This window comes from Halomonas maura, assembly GCF_030409305.1.
GTDB classification, from domain to species: Bacteria; Pseudomonadota; Gammaproteobacteria; order Pseudomonadales; family Halomonadaceae; genus Halomonas; species Halomonas maura.
Genome location: NZ_JAUFPQ010000001.1, coordinates 22,419 through 28,418 on the forward strand (window position 1 = coordinate 22,419; position 6,000 = coordinate 28,418).

Sequence of the window (6,000 nt, forward strand, 5' to 3'; positions counted from 1 at the left end):
TCCACCTCCTGCGGTATCGAGAGGGAACCCGGGGCAAGCCGAGTCCGACGGCCATGCGGTCCCTGCATGGTCACCTTGTTGCTGCCAGCCTAGTACCCTTGTGCCACCCACGGGCCAAGCCAGTCGCTACATGACGTCCTCGATCTCGCCCTCCAGGCCAGGGGCTCTGTCTCACCGGGCGTGAGGGTCACGGCAGGCCTCTGCCCACCGTGACCTCCTCGGCCCTGTCGAGTTCCTCAAGACCTGCGGGGCGGCCGCCCGGTCAGTGCGAGGGATGCCGGGCGGCAGATGGCTGACGGGTGAAGCGCACCGGCGGACGGTAGCGCTCCTCCCTGGAAGCCTGCTCCGGTGCCGGGCGCACGTGCCAGCCACGGCGGGTCGCCCAGGCCTTCAGCTGGCGGTAGTCGAGCAGCGGATGCTCCCGGGTATAGGGATTGGGGGATGACGCGGGAAAGGCGTTGGCCACATGGGGATAGTGGGCCAGGGCGACCGCGTCGCCATGCGCCGCCAGGGCGCGGTCCAGGGCCGATTGCCACTCCCGGGGGTCGCGATGGGTGGTGCTGGATAGGGGTGCATGCATCGGATTGCCCTCCATTGTGTCGCCTGGGACCAGGCGTTGCCCGGGCGGTGCGGTTGCCCGGATCTCATGAAAAACGCCCCGCCCGGTGGAACCGGACGAGGCGTCATCATCGGGGTGGAAGCCGGCCGTGGTGAGCCCGGCTTCCGGCCGCGGAAGGCCACTGGACGCGCCCGGCGACAGGCTCTCGGCAGAGCCGATAGCGAATCGCCGGTGTCATCATGCCAAGGCCTCCGTGCGGCGTCGTGATCAATCTCAGCTCGGTGCGCCACCCAGCTGGTACTCGGTGACGCGGGTGGCGAAGACGTTCTTCTCCTGGCGCGGGGCGATGATCTCGCTCATCCGCGGGAAGGGGGGCTCGGCGCCCGGGAACGGCTCCTCGAGGCCGGTCTGCGCCAGGTTGGCCCGGGGCGGGGCGCAGCGGCAGGCCCCCTGCTGGGCAGCAGGCGAGTGCTTGGCTGCGACCACGAGAGAGCGGCTGTCGGTGCATCACGCCGCCTGTGGCGTACCGTGGACGTGTATGCGGTTGCCCCCCGACGCCTTGCTGGCGTACATCGCTTGATCGGCGTGAGCGAACAGGCTTTCGAAGCTGTCGCCATGTTCCGGATAGGAGGCCACCCCGATACTGATCGGCGACGCCTGTCCGCCTGGTTCGCTGATCAGCCGATGTAACATCTTCACCGCGCCCCTGGCATCGGTGTCCGGCAGCATGATGACGAACTCGTCACCACCATGGCGAGCCAGCAGATCGCTGCTGCGCGTGTGGTCCCTGAGCTGTTGAGCCAGGGCCGTGATGATGTGATCGCCTGCCCCGTGGCCCTGTGTATCGTTGATGTCCTTGAGGCCATCCATGTCGATGACCACGATGCTGTAAGGGCGTCGTGAGCGCTTGGCCATCGCGTGAATCGGCTTCACCAGGTCGTTGAAGGCGCGACGGTTGAACAGGCCGGTCAGGGGATCCCGGCTGGCCATCTCGAGCAGCATTCGATTGGACACCTGGATCCCATCGACCAGCGCCGATGTCAGGTAACCGACGATGAGGAAGGCGATCAGGTTGATGCAGACCAGGGACAGGTTCGCGGAGGCCGTGATGCTCTGGCCGCCAAGCTCGAACAGCAGCCACACGCAGGCACCGATCACCATGACCTCCAGCATGGTGGCCAACACCCCCAGCGTCAGGGCACTGGTCACGACAGCCAGCAGGTAGAGGCTGGTGAGGGGACCGGAGACGCCCTGGGTGCTGTGGAGAAACCAGGTGATGAAGCCAATCATGACCCAGGTATGGATGGCCAACAGCCAGCGGTGCCTGCTGCCGAAGAACTGCAGCCGGCTGGCGATCAAGCTGAAGCCGAAATAGAGCACCGTGGTGATCAGCAGCCAGTGACTACGCTCGTCCGGGGCGCCGATGATCGCCAGGTAGAGGACGATCAGGGTGACGAGCAACCACTCGATCTGGTGCAGGCCCGTCATGAACCCCTGAAGCTGGATGCGACGAGCGTCCCAGGAGAGCGGGGGGAGGGGGTCATTGCCCTTCATTGATCACCCTTCTTGTTGTTTTCGCTGCCAGCCCTGCAATACCGGATCTCGAGAACCTCCTCCGGGGGAAGTCAGTAGTGACCTGATGAAAAATCTCATGTGACGGGCATGGAATCAATCATTATGCATGCTGGAGTGCGCGGCCAGGCGCGGGCATGAGGCCCGCGCCGGCGCTGGAGAGGAACTCGCGCGGTCTGCGGCTGCCGGCTCAGTGTGGGTGCTGCCTGCCCCGGGAAGGTTGGCGGGTGAAGCGCACCGGCGGGCGGTAGCGCTCCTCCCTGGAGGCCTGCTCCGGTGCCGGGCGCACGTGCCAGCCACGGCGGGTCGCCCAGGCCTTCAGCTCGCGGTAGTCGAGCAGCGGATGCTCCCGGGTATAGGGATTGGGGGATGACGAGGGAAAGGCATTGGCCACATGGGGATAGTGGGCCAGGGCGACCGCGTCGCCATGGGCCGCCAGGGCGCGGTCCAGGGCCGATTGCCATGCCCGGGGGTCGCGATGAGTTATTGTCAATTCTGGTGGATGGCGGTCAGGCCGCATTCCTGTCTGACTGATCGGTTACCTGCTCTCCGTCCTGGAACTTGACGTTGCTGACGACCAGCTCCAGCTTCTGGAAATGCTTGATGCGCCTCCAGCGCTTCTGAGCGCTCTGGAGCAGCTTGAAGACCATCGCCAAGATCGTCGTCCGGGAACCGCAGTTCCGGCTGCGCTTGGTCCGTAGCCGGACCGTGGCGAAGGTCGACTCGATCGGGTTGGTGGTGCGGATATGCACCCAATGCTCTGCCGGGTAGTCGTAGAACGCCAGCAGCTCGTCCCGATCCTTGGCCAGGCACGCCATCGCCTTGGGGTACTTGGCCTCGAAGCGCTTCAGCGTGCGATCAAAAGCTTTGTGCGCCTCGTCGCGGGTCTCGGCCATCCAGATGTCATGGAGGTCGGCCTTGACCTTGGGTTGTACCGACTTTGGCAGCTTGTTCAGCACGTTAGCCGTCTTGTGGACCCAGCAGCGCTGATGGTCGGTTTCCGGTAAATCTTGCTCAGCGCCGTCCAGAACCCCATGGCACCGTCGCCTACCGCCAGTTTCGGGGCTGTGGTTAGGCCACGTTCTCGCAGGCCCGTCAGCAGGGTCTCCCAACTGGCCGCCGACTCGCGGAAGCCGTCCTCGACGGCCACCAGTTCCTTGCGGCCATGCTCGGTGACGCCGATGATCACCAGCAGGCACAGGCGGTCATCCAGGCGCACGTTGCTGTAGATTCCGTCGGCCCACCAGTAGACGTAGCGCCGGTCGGCCAGGTCCCGCTTCCGCCACTCGGTATGCTCGTCTTCCCACTGCTTCTTGAGTCGTGACACGGTGTTGGCCGACAGCCCCTTGGCCTGGTCGCCCAGCAGCGCCGCCAGGGCCTCCTGGTAGTCGCCGGTGGAGATCCCTTTCAGGTACAGCCAGGGGATCAGCTCCTCGATGCTGCGGGCCCGCTTCAGGTAGGGCGGCAGCAAGCTACTGTTGAAGCGAACGCCACCCCCACTGCGGTCACGCACCTTGGGCACCTGCACGCTGACATCCCCGACCCCGGTCTGGACGGTGCGCTCGGGCAGGTAGCCGTTGCGGACCACGGCCTGGCGTCCATCGTCGAGCCGCTGATCGGCATACTGCGCCAGGAAGGTGGCCAGCTCGGCCTCGACGGCCTTGGCGATCAGGTCACGGGCACCTTGGCGCAGCAACTCGTGTAGCGGGTCGGTGACTTGGGGTTCTGGTTGTGAAAGAGCTTGGAGGGTAGAATCGGTCATGGCGTATCCATTCCGTGTTGATTGTGATCTGGCGAGATCAATCAACAGGATACGCCACCCTTCCTACCTCCTCCCATACACCAGAAGTCACCATAGCTCTCGTCTTGAGTCACGACCAGTAGCAGGAAATATCCCTCTGGCCCTTTGATGATAAATTCGGGTGAATATATAAGAAGTCGACAGTCTTCACCTCTAAACTCCTCTAAGTTATCATTTGACTCGATAAGGTAGAGCCGAGTTCCTGTATCATGCCAGAAGCTTTCAGCAGCATCATCGCCTTGGAATGAGTTTTCTATGATCTCCTTTCTTAAGAAACAGATTGTCTGGCTAGAAAGAAAAAGCCCATCCACATGGGATGGGCAGGTAATGAATTTAATTTGTCTATTCCTTTCAGGTGGGCAAAGGAATAATATTTGTTTGAATTTTTTTAATAGCGGCTTAGAGTTTCGCTTTCACGACAAGAATTCTATGAAGTCATGCTCTGACAGTATCTTCACACCTGTGGATTCTGACAACTCCCACGCGGAGTTTGTATAGCCGGCCTTGCTGACTACGAATGCCATGTCGGCTTTGTAATGTTTCTTGGCAGCATATGCTTCTTGGACGGCTTTGTTGCCGACTTTTGTGTTATGGTCTTTTACTTGGACAACTCCAGTGAATCCAGACTTTTGAATGATTATATCTGCTCCTTGGTCACCTGAGGAAGTTGTACCTTCAGCCATCCATTTGGTTGTGCTATTAATTATTCCTATTAGGTGGTGTTCGTATTCTATTCCATTGTTTTTTTCAATGATTTCTTTAGGGGTGCCATCGTCTTTAGGTTCAGATTTCAGTGCGATGTAAAGTTGGATGCTGTTTACAGCTAGTTCGGGTATTTGCGATTTTGCTAGAATCCAATGGTAATCTAAAGAGCTTTCTTTGAGACCGAATGTTTTTCTAAATCTGGCTGCATTTGAGTTGAAGTGTTGCATTACGGCGGCTTCTAGTTTTTCTTTGTAGTATTTGTTTAGTTCCCTTTCCCACCTTTCTTGTATTAGGTCGCCATACTCATCAATATAGATTAAGCGGTTTTTCTTGTTGTTAAGGGTTTGTAGATGCAAGTCAATCGTGGGCTCGGCGGATGCATGCAGTGCGGCAGATAGCAAAGCCATTACAGATAATTGATATTCATCATATTCCATCAGAAGAGCTATCAAAGGCTCGCCAACCTCACATTCGGATATAAATGGAATCCCAAACCAAAGGCCAGAATTCTCAAAGCCATAAGCTATTATATCAACTCTTTGCTGTATGTCATTTTGGTTGATGCCTTGTTGATCCATTATTTTTAATGCGCGCTCTTTGAGGAATTCGCTCATTGTAACGTTCCCTGCTGTGTTATGTGGTTACCTCACTGATTCAGTATAGTGCATTTTTGCGAGAACGGTGCCAGTTTGGGAGGAGGTTGGTGGTTCATCAGGGCTATAATTAGCATTTAACCAAAAAGATGGCGTCTACAGCTAACGCCTCCATTAAAAAGCAATATGTTCGGGTAGATAAAAACCCATCCACATGGGATGGGTAGGTTGTTTTTTTATCTGCCTATCCGTTTTGATTGCCAAAAGGATAATGGTTGATTGCAATGCATGTTATCGCGGGTTGAACGTAGGTTCTACATACGCATGCATTGATAGTCAGCCGCGTCGCCCCGCATCTAGCCCCTTCACCATTACTAAAAGCGGAATGACTGAAAACCCTATTGCGAAAGGTGTTAATATGATCCCTTTCCAACCGGATGTGAATAGTGTGAAGAGCCCGATAATATAATTGGCAATGGCAGCGATGAATGTTTCGAAAAGGAGCCATAGGGAACCACTGAACAATTCGCTTCTGGTCGGCTGAACCGTTCAGCCTGGCCAGACCATCATCTCAGCGGTCATTGCTCGACCGTTTCAGATGGCCTGCTTTACCTGTCAGCCGGGTTTTCCGGCTGCCAGGCCAGATTCAAGACGCACTGGCCCCTTCAGCATCACCCTGGCACCTTCCCGCCAGCACCAGGTTGTCGAGGGCAAACAGGGTGAGCAGCTGCGTCTGGTTCTTGACCAGCCCCTTGTAGCGCACCTTCCGG

Annotated in this window: 5 protein-coding genes and 2 pseudogenes; all 7 read right to left on the reverse strand. The window is 58.0% G+C overall.

Annotated elements, in window-relative coordinates:
- Positions 1–262: 262 nt before the first annotated feature.
- Entirely contained in the window at positions 263–580 is a 318-nt protein-coding gene (locus tag QWY76_RS00115; RefSeq protein WP_290309085.1) for a hypothetical protein, read from the reverse strand.
- A 252-nt stretch (positions 581–832) separates the two neighbouring features.
- On the reverse strand, positions 833–1,045 hold the full coding sequence (locus QWY76_RS00120; RefSeq protein ID WP_435388910.1) for a hypothetical protein: 213 nt from the start codon (positions 1,043–1,045) through the stop codon (positions 833–835).
- Positions 1,046–1,066: 21 nt separating this feature from the next.
- Positions 1,067–2,113, reverse strand: a complete 1,047-nt coding sequence (locus tag QWY76_RS00125; RefSeq protein WP_290309086.1) for a GGDEF domain-containing protein — start codon at positions 2,111–2,113, stop codon at positions 1,067–1,069.
- Positions 2,114–2,321: 208 nt separating this feature from the next.
- Positions 2,322–2,651: a hypothetical protein gene (locus QWY76_RS00130; protein WP_290309087.1), complete on the reverse strand. Its 330-nt coding sequence runs from the start codon at positions 2,649–2,651 to the stop codon at positions 2,322–2,324.
- A pseudogene (locus QWY76_RS00135) lies at positions 2,641–3,893 on the reverse strand (IS256 family transposase). The gene QWY76_RS00130 and the pseudogene QWY76_RS00135 overlap by 11 nt, the downstream one beginning before the upstream one ends.
- 452 nt (positions 3,894–4,345) lie before the next feature.
- Complete coding sequence (locus QWY76_RS00140; protein WP_290309088.1) at positions 4,346–5,251, reverse strand: restriction endonuclease; 906 nt, start codon at positions 5,249–5,251, stop codon at positions 4,346–4,348.
- A gap of 625 nt (positions 5,252–5,876) precedes the next feature.
- Positions 5,877–6,000: pseudogene (locus QWY76_RS00145) on the reverse strand (IS5/IS1182 family transposase); the annotation flags it as partial.

Coding starts and splice junctions, on each gene's coding strand:
- QWY76_RS00115 (WP_290309085.1), bottom strand. CDS start 580: ATGCATGCACCCCTATCCAGCACCACCCATCGCGACCCCCGGGAGTGG.
- QWY76_RS00125 (WP_290309086.1), bottom strand. CDS start 2,113: ATGAAGGGCAATGACCCCCTCCCCCCGCTCTCCTGGGACGCTCGTCGC.
- QWY76_RS00140 (WP_290309088.1), bottom strand. CDS start 5,251: ATGAGCGAATTCCTCAAAGAGCGCGCATTAAAAATAATGGATCAACAA.
- QWY76_RS00130 (WP_290309087.1), bottom strand. CDS start 2,651: ATGCGGCCTGACCGCCATCCACCAGAATTGACAATAACTCATCGCGAC.